The sequence below is a fragment of the Nocardia sp. NPDC052254 genome (assembly GCF_040679495.1).
Taxonomy (GTDB): Bacteria; Actinomycetota; Actinomycetes; order Mycobacteriales; family Mycobacteriaceae; genus Nocardia.
The window spans coordinates 274729-292874 of sequence record NZ_JBFAUW010000002.1; the positions used below are offsets into that span (position 1 = coordinate 274729).

13 protein-coding genes are annotated in these 18146 nt (G+C 67.4%); 9 read left to right on the forward strand and 4 right to left on the reverse strand.

The annotated features are described in order from the left end of the window. The first annotated feature begins 1 nt into the window (after position 1). Complete coding sequence (rfbC, locus tag AB0L57_RS06265) at positions 2-559, forward strand: dTDP-4-dehydrorhamnose 3,5-epimerase (RefSeq protein ID WP_364958033.1); 558 nt, start codon at positions 2-4, stop codon at positions 557-559. An 84-nt stretch (positions 560-643) separates the two neighbouring features. Here the strand turns inward: rfbC and AB0L57_RS06270 are convergent, their stop codons facing one another. Then, entirely contained in the window at positions 644-2116 is a 1473-nt protein-coding gene (locus tag AB0L57_RS06270) for an MFS transporter (protein WP_364958035.1), read from the reverse strand. Positions 2117-2202: 86 nt separating this feature from the next. On the opposite strand from AB0L57_RS06270, the gene AB0L57_RS06275 reads away from it, so the two are divergent. Then, on the forward strand, positions 2203-2655 hold the full coding sequence (locus tag AB0L57_RS06275) for a MarR family transcriptional regulator (protein ID WP_364958037.1): 453 nt from the start codon (positions 2203-2205) through the stop codon (positions 2653-2655). Positions 2656-2662: 7 nt separating this feature from the next. Here AB0L57_RS06275 and AB0L57_RS06280 read toward each other — a convergent pair whose 3' ends face one another. Continuing rightward, positions 2663-3535, reverse strand: a complete 873-nt coding sequence (locus AB0L57_RS06280; RefSeq protein WP_364958040.1) for a helix-turn-helix transcriptional regulator — start codon at positions 3533-3535, stop codon at positions 2663-2665. Positions 3536-3652: 117 nt separating this feature from the next. Next, positions 3653-4303 (reverse strand): DUF4282 domain-containing protein, encoded by a 651-nt coding sequence (locus tag AB0L57_RS06285; protein ID WP_364958043.1) that lies wholly within the window; start codon positions 4301-4303, stop codon positions 3653-3655. A gap of 368 nt (positions 4304-4671) precedes the next feature. On the opposite strand from AB0L57_RS06285, the gene AB0L57_RS06290 reads away from it, so the two are divergent. Both AB0L57_RS06290 and AB0L57_RS06295 read left to right on the forward strand, forming a co-directional pair. Then, a complete protein-coding gene (locus tag AB0L57_RS06290) occupies positions 4672-5154 on the forward strand; it encodes a hypothetical protein (RefSeq protein WP_364958046.1) in 483 nt (160 codons plus the stop codon). A gap of 169 nt (positions 5155-5323) precedes the next feature. After that, entirely contained in the window at positions 5324-7546 is a 2223-nt protein-coding gene (locus AB0L57_RS06295) for a molybdopterin-dependent oxidoreductase (RefSeq protein ID WP_364958048.1), read from the forward strand. Between the two features lie 16 nt (positions 7547-7562). Here AB0L57_RS06295 and AB0L57_RS06300 read toward each other — a convergent pair whose 3' ends face one another. Then, positions 7563-8048 (reverse strand): GtrA family protein, encoded by a 486-nt coding sequence (locus AB0L57_RS06300; RefSeq protein WP_364958051.1) that lies wholly within the window; start codon positions 8046-8048, stop codon positions 7563-7565. A 68-nt stretch (positions 8049-8116) separates the two neighbouring features. Between AB0L57_RS06300 and AB0L57_RS06305 the strand changes: the two genes are divergently transcribed. The 5 genes from AB0L57_RS06305 (at position 8117) to AB0L57_RS06325 (ending at position 18100) form a co-directional block, all read left to right on the forward strand. After that, entirely contained in the window at positions 8117-9610 is a 1494-nt protein-coding gene (locus AB0L57_RS06305; RefSeq protein ID WP_364958054.1) for an FAD-binding oxidoreductase, read from the forward strand. Positions 9611-9629: 19 nt separating this feature from the next. Beyond that, positions 9630-10391 (forward strand): decaprenylphospho-beta-D-erythro-pentofuranosid-2-ulose 2-reductase, encoded by a 762-nt coding sequence (locus AB0L57_RS06310; protein WP_364958057.1) that lies wholly within the window; start codon positions 9630-9632, stop codon positions 10389-10391. Positions 10392-10661: 270 nt separating this feature from the next. Next, the gene (locus AB0L57_RS06315; RefSeq protein WP_364958060.1) at positions 10662-12680 is read left to right on the forward strand and encodes a galactan 5-O-arabinofuranosyltransferase; all 2019 of its coding nucleotides are present in this window, start codon (positions 10662-10664) and stop codon (positions 12678-12680) included. 191 nt (positions 12681-12871) lie between these two features. Beyond that, a complete protein-coding gene (locus AB0L57_RS06320; protein WP_364958063.1) occupies positions 12872-14755 on the forward strand; it encodes a glycosyl transferase in 1884 nt (627 codons plus the stop codon). Between the two features lie 87 nt (positions 14756-14842). Continuing rightward, positions 14843-18100 (forward strand): arabinosyltransferase domain-containing protein, encoded by a 3258-nt coding sequence (locus AB0L57_RS06325; protein ID WP_364958065.1) that lies wholly within the window; start codon positions 14843-14845, stop codon positions 18098-18100. Positions 18101-18146 lie beyond the last annotated feature (46 nt).

The window sequence follows — 18146 nt, forward strand, 5'->3', positions numbered from 1 at the left end:
CATGCGGATCAGAGAACTGGCGATCCCGGGGGCGTGGGAGTTCACGCCCGCACTGCACGGCGACGATCGCGGAGTCTTCGCCGAAACGTTCAAGGCCTCCGAATTCGAGAAGGCGACCGGCCGGACACTGGACCTGCTGCAGGTCAACACCTCGACCTCGGCGGCCGGAGTGCTGCGCGGTATCCACTACACCGAAAATCCGCCCGGCCAAGCGAAATACGTGACCTGCGTGCGGGGCGCATTCCTGGACGTGGTGGTCGATCTACGCCGTGACTCTCCCACCTACGGGCGCTGGGACAGCGTGGTCATCGATGATGTGACGCGTCGCTCGGTCTTTCTCTCCGAGGGGCTCGGCCACGCCCTGCTGTCATTGGCCGACGATTCGATGGTGACCTACCTCTGCTCCCTGGAGTACGCCCCCGAATTCGACCGGGATCTGGACGCGTTCGACCCCGATCTCGGAATCGATTGGCCGACGGTGGGTTCCGACGGTCGGCCGCTGACCTTCGTCCGCTCGGCGAAGGATGCCGCCGCACCCCGGCTGGCGAGCCTGGGCTGATCCGGACGGGCCGATCCGGCGAACGCGAATGCCACGCCCGGCGCGTGGGTCGCCGGGCGTGGCATTCGTTTTCACACCGGGCCGTCAGGCCGCGGCGAGTTCCTCGGGTTCCGGTTCCCGCGACTCGACCGCCTGCTGCACGCGCCGCGTGGGCAGGAAGTGGGTCAGCGCGATCAGGGTGCCGATGATCGCGGCGACGCCCGCGAAGATCAGGCCGGGCCGGTAGCTGTCGAGGACGGCCTGCGGTGAATCTCCGTGCGGCCCCGTGGAAATCAACGCGGTGGTGATGGCCAGCACAATTGCCGCACCGACCTGCATCGAGGTCTGCAGCACGCCTGCCGCCAGACCCTGCTCGTCGTCATCGATGCCGTTGGTGGCCTGGATGTTGATGGCCGGGAAGCCGACCCAGCCGATTCCGATGAGCAGCACCGCGGGCAGGATGACCGCGACATAGGACGGTGCGGTGTCGATCCGCAGGAACAGCAGGTAGCCGATCGCCATGACGGCGGTGGTGACCGCGATGATCGGCCCGGTCCCGAACCGGTCGACCAACTTGTCGGAGAACACCGACGACAGCGCAACCAGCACACCCACCGGCAGCAGTGCCATCGCCAGGGTCAGCGGCGACCAGCCCAGACTGTCCTGCAGATACAGGGTGACCAGGAATTGCCAGCTGAAGTACGAGCCGGCGACCGCGATGATCACCAGACTGGCCCGCACCAGCGACGCCTTGCGCAGGATGCCCAGCCGGACCAGCGGATGCCGGACCCGCTTCTCCACGGCGACGAACGCGACGAACAGCGCGACCACCGCGGCGAACGAGCCGATGGTGCGAGCCGAGCCCCATCCGGCGGCCGGGGCCGAAACCACCGTGTAGACCAGCAGCAGCATGCCGGCGGTGGAGAAGAGGGCACCGAGCAGATCGTGCCCGCCCTCGGCGGCATCACCCGGCTTGTCCCGCGGAACCAGGACGGCGGCGGCGATCAGGGCGGCCAGCGCGATCGGCACCGGCAGCAGGAAGGTCCAGCGCCAGCCGAATCCGGTCATCAGGCCGCCGAACACCAGACCCATGGAGTAACCGCCCGCACCGAACACGGTGTAGATGGACAGCGCCTTGTTACGCGCGGGCCCCTCGGCGAAGTTGGTGGTGATGATCGACAGGCCGGTCGGCGCGGTGAAGGCGGCGGCCAGGCCCTTGACGAAACGGGTGGCGATCAGCAGCGGGCCGGAGCTGACCAGGCCGCCGGCCAGGGAGGCGACCGCGAAGACGGCGAGCGCGATCAGGAAGACCTTGCGCCGACCCAGCAGATCCGCGGTGCGACCACCGATCAGCAGCAGGCCGCCGTAGCCGAGGACATAACCGCTGACCAGCCACTGCAGGGTCGAGGTGTCGATATGGAGTTCGGAACCGATCGACGGCAGCGCCACGCCGACCATCGAGACGTCCAGGCCGTCGAGGAACAGCACGATGCACAGCGTGATGAGCATGCCCCAGAGCCGGATCGGCCACCGAGTATCGGCCACCGAGGCGGCCGGAAGTGTTGCTGCGGAAGTCATGTCGCGGAACATTACATGCGTGCGCATCTAATGCACAAGCATTTAATGCGGTTGCATGGAAAGACCGTGGGCACTAAGATGGCGGCATGACAGCGGATGTCGAGACCTCGACGGTCACCGCGGCGCCGGCCTCCTGCCCGCAGGTGCCCCCGGGGGCCGCATCGAAGTTCGGCGGGGCCGATTCCCTGGTCGAGGACTGGCGCGAGTTGCTCACCCTCCACGCGGCGGTGTCCTGCGCGCTGGAGAAGGAACTCCAGCACGAGCACCACATCGGGCTCAGCGAGTTCGAAACCCTGGACCGCCTGGTCGACGCCTCCTGCGACAGCTACCGCATGAGCGATCTCGCGGGCGACATCCATCTGAGCCAGAGCGCGCTGTCACGTGCCGTCGCCCGCCTGGAGAAAGACGGCCTGGTGGACCGCACCCTCTGCACCGAGGATCGGCGCGCCATCTACGTCTGCCTCACCGATCGGGGCCGAGCGGTACACGACGCGGCCGCCCCGACCCATCGCGAGATCCTGCAGCGCACCCTGCGCTGAGACCGGCTCAGGCCGCGGCGATCGCCTCGTCCAGCACCATGCGACCATCGACCGAGGCCACGCGGATGTTCGCGAAGGCGGCCCGATAGCGTTCGATGTCATCGTCCTTGTCGAAATATGCCGAGCCGGCGAAGTTTTCGACGTAGACCACCGGAGGTTCGTCGGCCGCCGCGGCCGGCGCGGCGAATTCCAGCAGGACGAACCGGCCGGAATCCATCCCCTCGTGATAGCCGGAGTTGGTGGGCACCAAGCGGATATCGATATTCGGGCGATCACACATGCGACGCAGATGCGCCAATTGCCCAGCGGTGACAGCGGAGTCGCCGATGCGGCGCCACAGCAGCGATTCACCGATGATCGCGGTCAGCCGCAGCGGATCGGGCGTACGCGTGAGCAACTGCTGGCGCATCAGACGCACCTCGACCCGCCGGTCGAGCTCCACCCGAGCCAACGCCGGCCGCGCCGCCGCCAGCATCGCCCGCATGTAGTCCTCGGTCTGCAGCAGGCCGGGCACGAATTCGTTCTCGAAGGTCGACAGCCCGGTGGCGGCCTCCTCCAGGCCGATGTAGACGTCGAACCCCTCGCCGATGGCATCGCCGTAGGTCGACCACCAGCCCCGGGCCTTGGTCTCACGGGCCAGGGCGGCCAGCGGTTCGGCTTCGCCGTCGGCCGCACCGTAGACCTTGCACATGGCCTCCACATCGAGACTGCGCAGCGAGGTCTGCCCGGTCTCGATCCGCCAGATCTTGGCCTCCGACCATTCCAGCCGCCGTGCGGCCACCCGAGTGGTCATCCGGGCGCGATTGCGCAGGTCACGAAGCCTGCGTCCCAGCTGCCGCCGCGGCATCGTCGAACCGGTGATCCCCTGCGGTAAAGCCATACTTCCCCCTCGGAAGAAACCTTCGCGGAAACCCGAACTCGATACCGCGACGCTCGATCGGATTGTTGCACAACCGAACCGCACCCGACACCGGCGCAGACCGCCCGCACACCAGCGCTATTTGCGCGGCGGACGCTTGCGGAACCGCCAGAACTGCACGGCGCGAACATCTTCCGACAGCTGGTTCACCGGCTCCGCGACATCGGACAACGCCCGGAAAAGATCGTCGGCGAGCGTATTGATGTGCTCCACCCGGGTTGCCAGCCGTGACGCGTTGACGAGGAATTCCAGCACCAGGCGCACCGACGCGGCGATGGTCACCCCCAGCGGCACCGCGACCACGATCGCGAAGATCACCCCCAGCAACGCCGACAACTGCCACAGCACCCCGATCAGGACCAGCGGGATGCCGATCGCGAAGGCCAGGCCGAGCAGGTAGGCCAGTGGCAGCAGGGTGCGCGTGGCCGAGGTGCGGAACTGCACATCCAGCAGCGCCCGCAGCGCACTCACGCTCCAGGCACGGAAGGCGCCCGGACTGCCGAAGGGCTCGGGTCGCTCGTCCTCGGAGTCGATATCGGACGATGACCAGCGGCGCTGTGCCGATTCACGCCAGCTCAGGCGCAGCGAGGTCCGGGCGGGGCCGAGTACGGCGGGCTGGACGGGGGGATCAGCGGCGTCCTCGGTCATATCCCGTTCACCCCCAGCGACATCGCGCGTGGATGCGCCGATGGCGTTCTCGGCCTCGGGCAACTGCGGATTTTCGCTCATACCGCGAATCCTCTCCCGCACAGCGCAAGCGGGCAATCGCGCGAAATCGTCAGGCGCACCGGCCATATGCGACGCAGATCACATCGGCGGTCCGCGCCCTCCCAGCGAGCTACCAGGCAACCAACAGGGAGAACGCAATCGATTCACAGCCGAGGGCGGAAAGGTGGTAGTCGTAACAAGTTCACAACGGTGAGCGAATGATTGTTTGGAGGGCGTCACAGGCGTCGGTCATCATCGCCCATCCGTGTGACGTATCCAACGGGGCCGAAGAAAAATCGACCAACCTGTAACACGGTCGGTAGCAACCCCCGATACGTCCCATGAACACAGACGCAGGACCCAGATCTACCCGGGGAATGGAGAAGACAGTGCGTACGACGTTTCCGACTTCCGTCTCGGCGGCGACACTGGCCGCTACCGCGCAGGACTACATCCAGCGCGGATGGACGGTCGCTGAAACGGCCAACGGCATCTGCCTGATCACCGATACAACGGTTTCGGGCATCGAGGTCGCCGGCGAACTGGCCGCGGATGTGCGCCGATTCCTGCGGGCCAACAACTTGACCGGACCCGTGATCGAGATCCCCGGCGCCGAGCGCCGCGAGATCCACTTGGTCACCGGTCTCGAAAGGGCCACGCGGGCGCTCGAGGCGCTGCGTGCCGCGGGAGCGGTCGTCCACAGCGACGGGGCCGGTATTCCGTTGCCGCCCACTCAGCTCTCGGCCGGCGAGGCTTGCTGGGGCGTGGCCCCGAACGAGGCCCGCTGGGTGCCGCCGGTCGTCGCGATTGCCGCGGCCGTGCGTTCGACGATCTCCGGCCAGAAGCCGCAGATCGCTCGTATCGCCAGCTGAACAGACTCACCGCACACGCGGGAGAACACCGCGAAACCGCGAGAACACAAGGGTGGTTCTCGCGGTTTCGCGTATCCGGCCGATGAGCCGGAGCCCCGCGACACCGGCGCACATCGGCCGCGGCCGACGATTCCGGGCGCGGCATCCGGTTTCCGGCGATGATGGATTCATGACGAGCGTCACCCTCGATAGCCGAACCGCATATCGCACCTGCCCGCTGTGTGAGGCCGTGTGCGGACTCGAGATCACCCTCGACGCCGACGATCGGGTGACCCGTGTGCGCGGTGATCGCGACGATCCGTTCAGCCGCGGTTTCATCTGCCCCAAGGGCGCGAGTCTGGGCGCCCTGGATTTCGACCCCGACCGGCTGGCCGAACCGATCATCCGCGACCGGGCCACCGACACCTGGCGGTCGGCGAGCTGGGCGGATGCCTTCGCACTGATCGCCGAGCGCGCGCCCGCGGCACTGGGGGAATACGGCCGCCAGGCCGCGGCGCTGTATCTCGGCAATCCGAATGCGCACACCGTCGCCGGCGCGCTGTACGTACCGCCGCTGATCCGGGCGCTGAGCACCCGCAATCTGTTCTCGGCGAGTACCGCCGATCAGATGCCCAAGCAGGTGTCGAGCGGGCTGATGTTCGGCGATCCGCTCACCGTCGCGGTACCCGACCTCGATCGCACCGATCATCTGCTGATGCTCGGCGCCAATCCGCTGGAATCCAACGGATCACTGTGCACGGCACCGGATTATCCGGGACGGTTGAAGGCCCTGCGCAAACGCGGCGGCCGGTTGGTCGTCGTCGATCCGCGCCGCACCCGCACCGCCGATCTCGCCGACGAGCATCTGTTCATCCGGCCCGGCAGCGATGCGTATCTGCTGTTCGGCATCGTGCACGTGCTGTTCGCCGAGGATCTGGCCGACGATCGGATCGTTTCGGGCACCGCTTTTCACGGTGCGGAGCAGGTCCGCTCGGCGGCGATCCCGTTCACCCCGGAGGCCGTGCAGGCGCGCACCGGCATTCCGGCGGCGACGGTGATGCGGCTGGCCCGGGAGCTGGCCGCGGCACCCCGTGCCGCGGTGTACGCGCGCATCGGCACATGTACCGCCGAATTCGGCACGCTCACCCAGTGGCTGGTCGACGTGATCAACGCGCTCACCGGCAATCTGGACCGGCCCGGCGGGGCCATGTTCGCCACCGCCGCCGCGCTCGGCATCGTGCGAACCCGGCCCTTCCGGCTCGGCCGCTGGAACAGCCGGGTACGCGAATTACCCGAGGCCATGGGCGAATTCCCGATCGCCACGCTCGCCGACGAGATCATCACCCCGGGCGAGGGGCAGGTGCGGATGCTGGTCACCGTCGCCGGGAATCCGGTGCTGTCGGCACCGGCGGGAGCCAGGCTCGGTGATGCGCTGGCGGGGCTGGAGTTCATGGTCAGCGTGGATCGCTACCTCAACGAAACCACCCGGCACGCCGATGTGATCCTGCCGCCGCCGCGGTCGTTGCAGGCCCCGCACTACGATTTCGCGCTGCTGCAGTTCGCGGTGCACAACTACGCGCGCTATTCACCGCCGGTGCTGCCGCCGGCCGACGATCGGCCGTCCGAATCCGAAATTCTCACTCGCCTGGCACTTTCGCTGTCGGGGCAGCCCCAGCCGGAGTCGGATCCGGTGGCCGCGGTGGACGAGCTGATCATCGCGGGCACCCTGCACAAGGCCGGGCTCGACGCCCGCCGCGGGGAGCTGATCGGCGCGAACAGCACCGAACAGCGCATCGACATGATGCTGCGGCTGGGCCCGTACGGTGAGTGGAATCCGGACCGGGAACCGGTCGAGGTCGCCCCGGACGGAATGAACCTCCAAGTCCTGCTGGACAATCCGCACGGCGTGGATCTGGGGGCCCTGCGGCCGCGACTGCCCGGCGTACTGCGCACCGCATCGCGCCGGGTCGAACTCGCGCCCCAGCAGCTGCTCGACGATACGGCCCGCCTGGTCGCCGGACTGTCCGATGCGCAACCGGATGTGGTGCTGATCGGCCGGCGGCAACTGCGCTCGAACAACAGCTGGATGCACAACGTCGCCGCGCTGGTCGGCGGTTCCAATACCTGCACACTGCACATCCACCCCGACGATGTGGCACGACTGGGACTGGGCGAACAGGCCGCCATCGAATCCGCGGCCGGAAAGCTCACGGTCCCGGTGGAACCCAACGACAAGATCATGCCCGGAGTGGTGAGCCTGCCGCACGGGTGGGGACATTCGGGTAGTTCACAGTCGGTCGCGCGAGCGCACGCCGGAGTCAATGCCAATACCCTGACCGATGATTCACGCATCGACTTGCTGTCGGGCAACGCGGTGTTCAACGGCATTCCGGTGACGATCACACCCGTCTGAGCCCCGGCGGCCGGGCTCAGCGCATTTTGAAGATCACCGCGCGCTGCACCACGAAGTTGATCACCGTCGCAACGCCCTGTGCGATGACGAAGGCGATGAGTACGGCGCCCTTCACCGAATGACCGGCGATGTTCACCGCCATGTCCGGCAGCTGATCGTTGAGCACCGCGTTGATCCCGACCTGCGCGGCGAAGGTCACCGCGTAGAGGATGACCACGGCGACGAAGCGGGACCGGCTGGGCGGCGCCTTGAAGGTCCAGCGGCGGTTGATCAGATACGCCGTGGTGGTGCCGACGATGAAGCTGCACGCCTTGGCGATGTCACGGGGCATACCCAGCGCCATCAGCAGGACGTAGAGACCGAAATCGACGATCGCCGAGAGCCCACCGGTCAGCACGAACCGCACGATCTGCGTCTTCAGGTCGACATCGGTACCGGCCGGCTCGTCTACCAGCGGTAATTCGACCGGAAGGGGAAGGTGGGGTTCCGCGCTCACGCGCATGACAGTACCTCTCGACCCCCGCACCGCACGCAGGGCGGAACCGGATCCCCGCCGCCCATGTAGCCTCTATGCCGATGTCCACGAAAGCTCAGACCTCCACCGCCGCGGGTCCTGCGAAATCCGCGGGCGACGGCGAGGTGCCACCGGCAAGCAAAGGCTCGGACGAGAACGTGACTCTGCCCACGCACACCCGCCGCCTCACCGGATGGGGCCGTACCGCACCGACCACCGCCGAAGTGCTCTCCACCGGCGATCCGGAACTGATCGCGCGAGCAGTCGCCATGGTCGCGGAGGACAACGAGTCCAAGCCACCGCACCTGCGCCGCGGCGTGATCGCCCGCGGCCTCGGGCGTTCCTACGGTGACAACGCCCAGAACGCCGGCGGCCTGGTCGTCGACATGACGGCGCTGAACCAGATCCACCGCATCGACCGCGACACCCATCTGGTCGATGTCGACGCGGGGGTGAATCTCGATCAGCTGATGAAGGCGGCGCTTCCGTTCGGTCTGTGGGTTCCCGTTCTGCCGGGCACCCGTCAGGTCACCGTCGGCGGCGCGATCGGCTCCGATATCCACGGTAAGAACCACCACAGCGCAGGCAGCTTCGGCAATCACGTGCGGTCGATCCAGCTGCTCACCGCGGACGGCACCGTACAGACCATCGGGCCGAAGAAGAACGCCAAGCTGTTCTGGGCCACCGTCGGCGGCTGTGGCCTCACCGGCATCATCCTGCGGGCGACCATCGAGATGACGCCGACCGAGACCGCGTACTTCATCGCCGATGGCGATGTGACCTCGGGTCTGGACGAAACCATCGCCTTCCACAGCGACGGTTCCGAAGACAACTACGAGTACAGCTCGGCCTGGTTCGACGCACTGAGTCCGATGCCGAAGCTGGGCCGCGCGGTCATCTCGCGCGGATCGCTGGCCAAGCTGGACCAGCTGCCGAAGAAGTTGCAGAAGAACCCGCTGGGATTCACCGGCAAGACGTTCCTCACGTTCCCGGATGTCTTCCCGAACGGTCTGCTCAACAACAAGACCTTCACCCTCGCGACCGAGATCTGGTACCGCAAGGGTGCGACCTACCGGCAGAAGCCGCAGGATCTGACGGCGTTCTACCACCCGCTGGACATGCTCGGCGAGTGGAACCGCGCCTACGGCTCCCGCGGATTCCTGCAGTATCAGTTCGTGGTGCCGCCGGAGGCCGTCGAGGAGTTCAAGCAGATCCTCATCGACATCCAGGCCAGCGGACGTTACTCGTTCCTCAATGTGTTCAAGTACTTCGGGCAGGGCAATCAGGCGCCGCTGAGTTTCCCGATGCCCGGCTGGAACGTCTGCCTGGACTTCCCGATCGCACCCGGTCTGAACGAATTCGTCACCGAATTGGACCGGCGCGTACTGGAATTCGGCGGCCGGCTCTACACCGGTAAGGACTCCCGCACCACCGCGGAGACCTTCCACCAGATGTACCCCCGGATCGACGAGTGGATCAAGATCCGCCGGAGTGTCGATCCCACAGGCGTTTTCATGTCCGATATGGCGAGAAGGCTGGAGCTGCAATAGTGAGCGATGAGTGCGCAAAATGATCAACGCAGTGGGCAACCCGCAGAACATTCTGCTGCTGGGCGGCACTTCCGAGATCGGTCTCGCGATCTGCCAGGAGTATCTGAAGAAGGGTCCGGCGCGGGTCATCCTCGCGGCGCTGCCGGGCGATCCGCTACGCGCGCAGTCGGTGGCCCAGCTCGAGGCCGCGGGTGCGACCAAGGTCGAGGTGATCGACTTCGACGCGCTCGATACCGCCGGCCACCCGAAGGTGATCGACGAGGCCTGGGCGGACAGCGATATCGATGTCGCGATCGTCGCCTTCGCCCTCGACGGTGATGCCGAGGAACTGTGGCAGAACCAGGCCAAGGCGGTTCGCGTCGCCGAGGTCAACTACACCGCGGGTGTATCGGTCGGCGTGCTCGCGGGCGAGAAGATGAAGGCACAGGGCTTCGGCCGGATCATCGTGATGTCCTCGGTGGCCGGTGAGCGGGTCAAGCGCGCCAACTTCGTCTACGGTTCGACCAAGGCCGGACTCGATGGCTTCTACCTGGGCCTCGGCGAGGCGTTGCGCCCGCACGGCCCGCGCGTCACCGTGGTCCGCCCCGGTCAGGTGCGCACCCAGTTCTCCGCGCACGTCGCCGAGGCGCCGCTCACGGTGAACAAGGAAGACGTTGCGGCGCTTGCGGTTTCGGCGTCGGAGAAGGGCAAGGAGATCGTCTGGGCGCCGGGCGCGTTCCGCTGGGTCATGGTGATCCTGCGCCATGTCCCGCGTGCGATCTTCCGCAAGCTGCCCATCTGAGCAGAGTGTTCGTGCGGGGTGATGCCCCGTCCGGAGAGCCGGCGCCGCCGAGGCGCCGGCTTTCTTCGTCGAAACGGCGGATGCGGCACCGGAGTTCACCTCCGATGCTCGGGACGTCGGCCGGCACGAGCTCGGCCGCCGACGGTGGCCGGAGTGCGGTCCGAATCATGCCGCATGTCCCGGACAGGTGCTCGGTGTGGCACGGTCGGGCCCGCGCGGTGCTTGTAGGCTCGCGGGGCAGATGCGGCGAGTAGAGGATCCGGAGGCACAGTGCGCGTACTAGTCCGGCAGGTCGGGGGCGGGCTCGGGGAGGCTGTCGTCGGGGCGGTGGTGGCCGCGGTCGTGGCGGCGATCGGACTCGTCGCGATGTCCGTCGTCGAATGGCCGGCGTTCAACTCTTCCAATGTGACTCGAGCACTGACCACCGTCGGGCAGGCGGGGGCCGCCGTGCTGCTGGTGGTCTCGATCGTGCTGATCCGGCGCCGGCGCTGGCCGTGGCTGGCGAAAGTGTTGTCGTGGGCGGGTATTTCGGCCTTCGTGACCATCACGCTGGGGATGCCGCTGGCCGCCACCAAGCTGTATCTGTTCGGCATCTCGGTCGATCAGGAATTCCGCACCGAATATCTGACCCGGCTCACCGACACCGCGGCGCTGCACGATATGACCTACGCCGACATTCCGGCGTACTACCCGGCCGGTTGGTTCTGGATCGGCGGGCGGTTCGCGAATCTCCTCGGCCTGGCCGGCTGGGAGGCGTTCAAGCCGTACGCGATCGTCTCGCTGGCGGTGGCTTCGGTGCTGGCGCTGGTGCTGTGGTCCAAGCTGGTCCGCTGGGATTGGGCGGTCGCGGTGGCGGCCACGACCACCGCGGTGATGGTGGCATTCGCTTCGCCGGAGGCCTACAGCGCGGTGCTGGTGATCCTGTTCGCCCCGGCGATGGTGCTGGCCTGGGGAGCGCTCTACCGGCCGATGGAGTTCGGTGCCGAGAGCCGGTCGCGGGTCGCGAGCGGCGCCGATGCCGAGCGGGGCGATACCGGATCGGCTCCCGCAGGGCCCGGCGGCCGGACCGCGGCGGGCTGGGGCGCCACCATCGGTGCGGGTGCGTTCGTCGGTCTGAGTGGAATGTTCTACACCCTGTTCTTCGCGGTGGCGGTCTTCACCGTCGTGCTGATGGGACTGGTCGCCTGGGCGACACTGTGGTGGCAGCAGCACGAGATCGCGGTCCATCAGCCGCGGGCGCCGAGGCTGGGGTTGTTCCGGCTGCTGTGGCCGGTGCTGCAGCGCCTGATCGTGATGGGTGTCGTCGCCGGGCTGATGACACTGATCGTCTGGGGCCCGTATGTCGCGGAGGTGCTGACCGGAAATCTCCCGAGTTCCAACTCGGCCCTGCACTATCTGCCCGAGGCCGGTTCGCATCTCCCGTTCCCGATGTTCGATTTCTCCGAACCGCTGCTCGGTGCCCTGTGTCTGCTCGGCACCATCTGGCTGGTGGTACGGGTGGCCAGTTCCCGGCGGGCTCAGGCACTCGGAATCTCGGTGGTCGCGATCTATCTGTGGTCGCTGGGCTCGATGCTGGTGGCCGCCGCGGGGACGACCGGCCTCGCCTTCCGGCTCGAGCCGATCCTGCAAGTGCTGCTCGCCGCCGCCGGTGCCTTCGGGTTCGTGGAGGGTGCGCGGGCGATCTATCAGGCCCTCGACGAACCGCGCCGGTTCCGGGCGGTGACCGCGGTGGTCGCGGTGCTCGGTGCGCTGGCCTTCGCGCAGAGCATTCCGAGCATTCTCGGCACCGAGATCACGACCGCCTACACCGATACCGACGGCAATGGTCAACGGGCCGACAAGCGCAACCCCTCGGCGGTGTCGCACTACGGCGATATCGACCGGGCCCTCACCGAACAGACCGGGCGGCCGCGAGATCAGACGGTGGTACTGACCGCCGACACCAGCTTTCTGTCGTACTACCCCTATTACGGATTCCAGGCGTTGACCTCGCACTACGCCAATCCGCTCGCCGATTTCCCGGCCCGTGCGGCCGAGATCGAGCGATGGAGCGAGCTCGAGACTCCCGCCGAACTGATCGATGCGCTGAACCACTCCCCCTGGCGTGCCCCCGACGCCTTCCTTTTCCGCCGCAGCGGAGAGAACTACACGCTGCGATTGGCCGAGGACGTCTATCCCAACGATCCCAATGTGCGGCGCTATACCGTCGAATTCCCGGGTTCCCTGTTCGACGATCCGCACTTCCAGAGCACCGAATTCGGGCCGTTCACGCTGGTGGTGCGCCATTGAGCCGACCGCGATCGCCTGTGGATAAGTTTGTGGAATTTCGAAAATCCTGTGGATAACCGCAGTCCGTGCGGGTGCGGTCCACAACGACGATGAGTACGGTGGGTGGCTGGTCGTCGGCTCGAGGAGTTTTATCAGTGGTACAGGGTGGGGAAACGAACCCGCACGAGTCGACAGCCCCGGGTAGGTCCGGTGTGGTCGCGGTGGACACGGCCGCCGCGCCGGCTCCGGAGACGACGAACGAACGGCGGTCGGCTCCGGCCGCCGATCGGATCGCCGCGCTGCTGCCGCGGATCGGCGCCGCACGCGCAGACGTCGCGGTCGGCCTGCTACATCTGATCGGCGCCGTCGTCGTGATGTCCGGACAGTGGCGAGACACCACCCACGGCTACCTGATCGACAGCGGCCAGGACCAGTCGATGTGGGAGTGGTTCTTCGCCGAGACCGCACACTCGGTGGCCCATCTGCACAATCCGCTGGGCACCGTCCTGCAGAACTTCCCGGATGGCGTGAACATGATGGCCAACACGGCCATGTTCGGCGTGGGTATTCCGCTGACACCGGTCACACTGCTGTTCGGCCCCACGGTCACCTTCGTCCTGGTCCTCACCCTGGGCCTGGCCGGAACCGGATTCGCCTGGTACTGGCTGTTCTCCCGGGAGCTGGTGACCTCGCGATTCGCCGCCGCACTCGGTGGTCTGTTCTGCGGTTTCGCCCCGGCGATGGTCTCGCATGCCAGCGCACATCCGAATTTCGTCGTGCTGGCGCTGCTGCCGATGCTCGCGCTGCTGATCATCCGGATGGCCCGCCGGGCGGTCCGGGGAGACGAGAACGGCACCGACGACGTCGAGGCCGGTTTCCGATCCACGCTGCCGCGAATCCGGGAGGCGATCGTGCTGGGGGTGCTGGTCGCCCTGCAGATCGCCCTCGGCGAGGAACCGCTGCTGATCTTCGCGCTGGGCTTCGGTCTGTTCGCCCTCGTCTACTACCTGCACGCACCGCGCACGGGACTGCGGGTCGCGCGCGCGCTGATCCCGACGCTCGCCCTCGGCGCGGTGATCACCGTGGCTCTGACCACGATCCCGCTGTGGTGGCAGTTCTTCGGACCACAGAGCTACCGATCCATCGATCACGGTCCGATGGGCAACGATCTCGCCGCCCTGCCCCAGTTCCCGTCCCAATCCCTCGGCGGCCTCTTCTCCCCGGGCCGCAACATCGCGATCAACCCGACCGAGGAGAACGCCTTCTTCGGCTGGCCGCTGCTGGTACTGGTCGCGGGGACCTCGGCATGGTTGTGGCGCCGGCGCGAACCGGAACATCGACTGGTGCGCGCGGTCGCCGCGGTCATCGTCGCGTTCACCATCCTGTCGCTGGGTGTGTCGCTGCGCATCGAGCGGACCGATACCGGCATCACGCTGCCGTGGCACTGGCTCGACCAGGTACCGCTGCTGAACACCGTGCTGGAAACCCGGTTCACCCTGGCCGCCGTCCCCGCCATCGCGGTCGTGCTGGCACTGGCCACCCAGCGAATGCTGGATTACGCGCGCGCCTCGACGGCCGACATCCGACCGGTGATCTGGTTCGTCGCGATGGCGCTGGCCCTGGTCCCGCTGGTGCCGACCGTGCTGCCCGTGACCCATCGCGAGCCGACCCCGCAATTCTTCACCGACGGCACGGTCGATCGGTACGTCGACGACGGCTCGGTGGTGATCGCACCACCGCCGACCCGGCTCGATGCCGGACCGCTGAAATGGCAGGTCGACGCCGACTTCGACTTCCCGCTGGCCGGTGGCTACTTCGTCGGTCCGACCGCGGACAAGAAGGGCCGTTACGGCCCGGACGACCGGCCGACCGCGGCCCTGTTGATGAAGGCGCAGCGCACCGACCGGATTCCCGAGATCGACGACCGCGCCCGGACCCAGGCGGTGGCCGATCTCGCCTACTGGCGCGCCGATGTGGTGGTGCTGCCGCCCAGCGATCACGGCGGTGCGATCCGGGCCACCCTCGACCAACTGCTCGGCTTCCCGGGACAGGTGGTCGACGGCGTGGTCGTCTGGGACGTTCGCACCCTGAGCTGACCGGTCACCGGCGAATATCGAGCATCCGCACCCGATTCCGCAGGTGTGCCAGCGGGTTCGGGAAGTGCGGTGGCTTAGCATCGCTGGGTGCGCGCAGACTCTCCAGCGTTTCCCCGCATCCGCCTGGCAGCCCTGCTGTCGGGGCTGATCGCCGTCGTCCTCGCGGTACTCACACCGCTGCTGCCGGTGCGAGAGGACCGGACGAGCATGGATTGGCCACAGCCGCAATCGGTTCCGGTCACCGCGCCGCTGGTGTCCTATGTCCCGTTGCAGCTGGATGCGTCGATATCGTGTTCGGCGTTCCGGGATCTGCCCAGCGGCACGGTGCTGTCGACGGTCCCGGCGGATGCGCCGGGCGCGTCGGCGAAGGGGTTGATCGCCAAGGTCGTCGACGAACCGGGCGGGCGGACGCTGTCGGTGCTGCTGCGCGACATCCCGGTGCTGTCGGCGCCGCTGGCAGAGGTCGGCGGGTGCACCCGGCTCACCATCACCTCGACCGCACAGGGCACCACGGGCGAATTCACCGGTGTCAGCCGGAAAGACGGCACCGCGTTCACCAATACCGTCGGCGGGGATGTGCGGCCCCAGGTCGTCGGCGTCTTCACCGACCTCGATCGCGCGCAGCTCGGTGACGCGCACGTCCACGCCGACATCGATTCCCGCTTCTCTTCCAGCCCGAGCCCGCTGAAGCTGGCGGCCATCATCGGCGCGGTCGTGTTCACCATCCTGTCGCTGATCTGCCTGCATCTGATCGACACCGCCGACGGACGGCGGGCGCGGCGTTATCTGCCGGCGCACTGGTGGCGGTTCACCGTCGCCGACGCGGTGGTCCTGGGCACGCTGGTGATCTGGCATTTCATCGGCGCCAACACCTCCGATGACGGTTACATCCTGAACATGGCCCGCGCTTCGAGGCATTCGGGCTACATGGCCAACTACTACCGCTGGTTCGGAGTGGCCGAGGCGCCCTTCGGCTGGCCGTACGAGGTGCTGGCCTGGATGACCCGGGTCAGCGACGCCAGCTGGTGGATGCGACTGCCGGCGCTCCTGGCCGGGGTGGCGTGCTGGTTGGTGATCAGCCGGGAAGTCCTGCCGCGCTTGGGTTCCCGGGTGCGCCGGGACGGGGTCGCGCGCTGGACCGCGGGCCTGGTGTTCCTGGCCGCGTGGCTGCCCTACGACAACGGCCTGCGCCCCGAACCGCTGATCGCCCTGGGCGCGCTGCTGACCTGGTGCTCGATCGAACGCTCGATCGCCACCAAACGCCTGTTGCCCGCGGCGATCGCGGTGCTGATCGCCGCATTCTCACTCGCCGCCGGACCCACCGGCCTGATCTGTATCGCGGCTCTCATCGCCGGTTCGCGACCGGTGTTGCAGCACATCATCGCCCGGGCTCGCGGCGGTGGCTCCGCCGGTCGCGCGATCCTGCGCTACGGTGCGCTGCTCGCCCCGGGTGCGGCCGCGGGCGCGCTGGTGCTGGTGGTGGTCTTCGCGGATCAGACGCTGGCCTCGGTCATGGAGGCCACCCGGGTACGCAAGATCATCGGGCCGAATGTCGCCTGGTTCGACGAGCGCACGCGCTGGGACTCGCTGCTGATGCTCGCACCGGACGGTTCGCTGGCCCGCCGCTTCGGCATTCTCGGCATGCTGCTGTGCCTGCTGGTCTGTGTCCTGGTCATGCTGCGCAAGAACGGTCGCATCCCCGGTACCGCGAAGGGCCCGTCGGCGCGCATTCTCGGCATCGTCTTCATGTCGCTGATCCTGATGATGTTCACCCCGACCAAGTGGACCCATCACTTCGGTGTCTACGCCGGGCTGGCCGGATCGCTGGCCGCGTTGACGGCGGTCGCGGTCGGAGTCAACGGGATTCGCGCACGCTACAACCGCTCGCTGTTCGCGTCCGCGGTCTTCTTCCTGCTGGCCATCACCTTCACCGGATCCAACGGCTGGTGGTACGTCTCCAGCTACGGGGTGCCCTGGTACGACAAGGCCCCGCTGGTGGCGGGGAAGGGATTGTCGACGCTGTTCCTCGGGCTGGCGGTACTGTGCATCCTGCTCGCGGCCTATCAGTATTACCGCGAGCCGTATCGGAAACCACAGGAGCGCAGGCGTTTCGGTTTCGACACCTGGGCGGTCCAGCCGCTGACGATCGCCGCCGCGGTACTGGTGTTGTTCGAGGTCGCCTCGCTCGCCAAGGGCGCCGTGACGCAGTACCCGGGGTATTCCATCGCGAAGTCGAATTTCCGCGCACTGGCCGGACATCGGTGTTCGATGGCCGACGCTGTCCTCACCGAAACCGACACCCGCGATTCACTGCTGCAGCCCTATTCGGGCTCCGCGGCCGATGCCCTGGGCGCCGACTCGACCGGGTTCACTCCCGACGGTGTGGCCAAGGATCTGACCGCCGATGCCGAGGAAACCACCACCGGAGGGGCGAATTCGATCGAATCGGATTCCACGAACAAGACAACCAACACCACCACCGCGGGCACCGGCGGCGGTACCACCGAACAGGTGGGCGTCAACGGCAGTTCCGTCGCGCTGCCGTTCGGACTGGATCCGGCGCGGACCCCGGTCCTGGGCAGCTACACCACCGGCGCCAAACAGCAGGCCCATCTGACCTCCGGCTGGTACCGGATGGACGTGGCCGACGCCCGCCGCGATCCCGACCACAAGCTGCTGGTGGTGACCGCGGCCGGCCGGATCAAATCGGTGAATGCCGACGGTGTCCTCACCTACGGCCAGGATCTGACGGTCGAATTCGGCGACCGCGGCGCCGACGGCACCGTGCGCCCGCTGGGTTCGTTCGTACCGCTGGACATCGGTGGCGCGCCGTCCTGGCGGAACATGCGGGTTCCGCTGGACCGCATCCCCGACGGGACCAACGCCGTGCGCATCGTGGCCGTCGCCAACGATCTGACACCCAAGCAGTGGCTCGCGGTGACGCCGCCGCGGCTGCCGAAGCTGGCGACGCTGGATTCGGTCGTGGGACACACCGATCCGGTGCTCGAGGACTGGCATGTGGGCCTGGCCTTCCCCTGCCAGCGGCCGTTCGATCACAAGGACGGCGTCGCCGAGGTGCCGAGGTGGCGCATCCTGCCCGACCGGGTCGGTTCCGATGCGTCCAATGCGTGGCAGGACGATATCGGCGGCGGTCCGCTGGGCTGGACCGGACTGCTGTTGTCGGCCCAGACCGTGCCCGCCTATCTGAACGACGACTGGAGCCGCGACTGGGGTTCGCTGGAGCGGTTCACGCCCTATGTCCCCGAGGCCGAGCAGGCCACCGTCGCAGTCACGGTGCAGAACCGCTGGGGCTGGGCCAAGGACGCACCGATCCGCGCGAAATAGCAGGTAGTCCGGCACTCGACGCGATCATGGGAAGCGGTTCGGGAAA